General features: G+C 35.5%; 2 protein-coding genes and 1 pseudogene. All 3 read right to left on the bottom strand.

What is annotated here, in order from left to right; translation table 11 throughout:
- The coding region (locus A9Q93_RS09690; RefSeq protein ID WP_303687191.1) for a hypothetical protein at nt 1-284 on the bottom strand (284 nt) is incomplete at its 3' end.
- A 481-nt stretch (nt 285-765) separates the two neighbouring features.
- On the bottom strand, nt 766-1074 hold the full coding sequence (locus tag A9Q93_RS09695) for a DUF3467 domain-containing protein (RefSeq protein ID WP_303687192.1): 309 nt from the start codon (nt 1072-1074) through the stop codon (nt 766-768).
- A 5-nt stretch (nt 1075-1079) separates the two neighbouring features.
- Nucleotides 1080-3127: pseudogene (locus A9Q93_RS09700) on the bottom strand (DNA-directed RNA polymerase subunit beta'); the annotation flags it as partial.

Here is a 3127-nt window from a genome sequence, read left to right on the forward strand (position 1 = left end):
AATGTCAAACCTCCCACATTTGTTGAAAGAGACTCTTCAACTCCTACGGTACCGATATCACGGATAGACAACCAATCTTGATGATTATTTGGCGGTAAAGGCAGTACACTTTGCCAAGTAGCACCACCACCAGCACCACCTTGACCGGTCAGTGCAGCATTTGTACTATTACTGATGTCCGGAGTACCACCACCGTCTATCCAACCAGGAGGCGCACAGTCACCACAATTGGTACCGCCATCAGTGGCTGAAATAGTCTGAGAATAGCTAATAAAGCTAAGCATCAGGAATATAGGAACTAAAAAGGACTTTACTTTTTCAATCAAGAAAGGGGTAAAATTTCTCATATATATCTATTTGAATAAAGTGTTGATAAATATCAACAGCTTACTAACACACGAAAATATATATAAAAAGAGTATTGCTTAACAAATATTTATAGCAATGTAAACCTCTTTCGACATAAGACCTATTAATCACGTTTAACAACAAAAGCTTATAGCAGCGATAATTACATATTCTAAGGAACACCTAAATTATCAGTTAATTAATATGAACATCCTAATGCAAATGTTAACAAACTATTAAAATCGCTTCTATAAAAGCGTAGGAACCGTTTTCAACCCATTTCTTGCTACATATTAAATTAATTATAAAATGTCCTTAAAGGACATTAAAATAAGTCGAGAAACAAAACACTATAAACAATCCTTATTCACAAATGTTTTGTAATAAGAAAGCCTGATGAAAACATCAGGCTTTTTTTTAAGCTTGTCCAGTTGGACCAAAATTTAACGGAATGGGCGGTTGATCATGATCTCTGATTTCACCGTGAGCTTGTTCAAATTTATTAATATTATCCCTTAAAGCTTTAGCTAAACGTTTAGCATGTTGAGGAGTTAAAATAATTCTCGACTTCACCTTAGATTTAGGGTTGCCAGGCATTATGTTAACAAAATCTACTACAAACTCAGAAACCGAATGATTAATTATAGCAAGATTGCTGTATTGCCCTTCAGCAATTTCACCATCAATTTCGATATTAATTTTCTGATCAGGATTATTACTAGCCATTACTATTAATTATAATTAACCTTAGGTTCCTCTTTTTGATTGAGAAGTTTCTCAAACTCTTCTTTAGAACCTACTATTATATCTTCATAATTACGCATTCCAGTACCAGCTGGAATTCTATGACCAACTATTACATTTTCCTTCAGACCTTCTAAAGTATCCACTTTACCTGCAACTGCAGCTTCATTTAATACTTTAGTTGTTTCCTGGAACGATGCTGCACTAATGAAAGATTTAGTCTGTAAAGAAGCTCTAGTAATTCCTTGAAGCACAGGCTCTGCGGTTGCAGGCATGACATCACGAGCTACTACTAAGACTTTGTCTTCCCTTCTAAGAATAGAATTTTCGTCTCTTAATTGTCTAGAAGTAATTATTTGACCTTCCTTCAAGTTATCAGAGTCCCCAGCAAGCTCCACCACTTTTTTACCATAAAGACGATCATTTTCTAAAATAAAATCTTCCTTATGCACAAGTTGATTTTCTAAGAACATACCATCACCTGAATCGACAATTCTTACTTTACGCATCATTTGACGAACTACTACCTCAAAATGTTTATCGTTAATCTTTACACCTTGTAAACGATAAACTTCTTGAACTTCGTTTACTAAATATTGCTGTACAGCACTAGGACCTTTGATGGCAAGAATATCCTTAGGTGTAATTGAACCATCAGAAAGAGGCATACCTGCTCTTACATAATCATTTTCTTGTACTAAAATTTGATTAGAAAGTTTTACCAAATACTTCTTAACTTCATCAGTTTTTGATGTAACTATAATCTCCCTATTACCTCGCTTAATTTTACCAAATGAAACAACACCATCTATTTCACTTACAACTGCAGGGTTTGATGGGTTACGAGCTTCAAATAATTCAGTTACTCTTGGTAAACCTCCGGTAATATCACCTGCTTTAGCAGATTTACGAGGAATTTTAACCAGAACCTTACCTACTTTAATCTTTTCATCATCATTAATCATCAAGTGTGCACCTACAGGAAGGTTATAAGAAATTACATTATCCCCTTTACTATCAACAATATGTAAAGTAGGTATCAACTTCTTATCCCTAGAATCAGAAATTACTTTTTCTTCGTATCCTGTTTGTTCATCACTCTCAACCTGGAATGTTACACCTTGAATAATATTTTCAAACTTAATTTTCCCAGCAAATTCAGAAATAATTACACCGTTAAATGGATCCCATTTAGCTATTAAATCGCCTTTCTTAACTTTAGTTCCAGGCTTAGCATATAACTCACAACCATAAGGAATATTATTAGAGTTCAATAGCATACCAGTCTTTTCATGAAGCAACTTAGACTCGGCAGTTCGAGAAATTACAACTTCTACTGCATTACCTTCATTATCCTCACCTTTAACTGTTTTTAAATCTTCTATTTCAAGAATACCATCATTTTTAGCAACAATCGAACTATCCTCAGAAACATTACCTGCAACTCCACCTACGTGGAACGTTCTAAGAGTAAGCTGAGTACCTGGTTCACCGATCGATTGAGCAGCTATAACACCTACAGCCTCACCTCTCATTACAAGTCGGTTAGTCGCAAGGTTACGACCATAACACTTAGTACAAACACCTTTAGGTGCTTCACAAGTAAGTGCAGATCTAACTTCTACTGATTCAAGGTCTGAAGCTTCTATTGCATCAGCAATTTCTTCTTGAATCAATTCACCAGCTTCTACAAGAACTTCTTGTGTTGCCGGATCTATTACATCATGTAAAGCCGTACGTCCAAGAACTCTTGCACCTAGCGTTTCCATCACCTCTTCATTCTTCTTTAAAGCTGAGACTTCAATACCTCTCAATGTCTCACAATCCTCTGTGTTAACAATAACATCTTGAGCTACATCATGTAAACGTCTAGTTAAATAACCAGCATCTGCCGTTTTAAGAGCGGTATCTGCAAGACCTTTACGAGCACCGTGAGTAGAAATGAAATATTCAAGAATTGAAAGACCTTCTTTAAAGTTAGATAGAATAGGGTTTTCAATAATCGCTCCACCACCATCGTTAGATTTCTTAGGTT

The organism is Nonlabens dokdonensis (assembly GCF_002162835.1).
In the GTDB taxonomy this organism is placed as follows: domain Bacteria; phylum Bacteroidota; class Bacteroidia; order Flavobacteriales; family Flavobacteriaceae; genus Nonlabens; species Nonlabens dokdonensis_B.

Bases quoted from the DNA above. Each gene is read 5' to 3' on its own strand.
- A9Q93_RS09695 (WP_303687192.1), bottom strand. From the start codon at position 1,074: ATGGCTAGTAATAATCCTGATCAGAAAATTAATATCGAAATTGATGGT.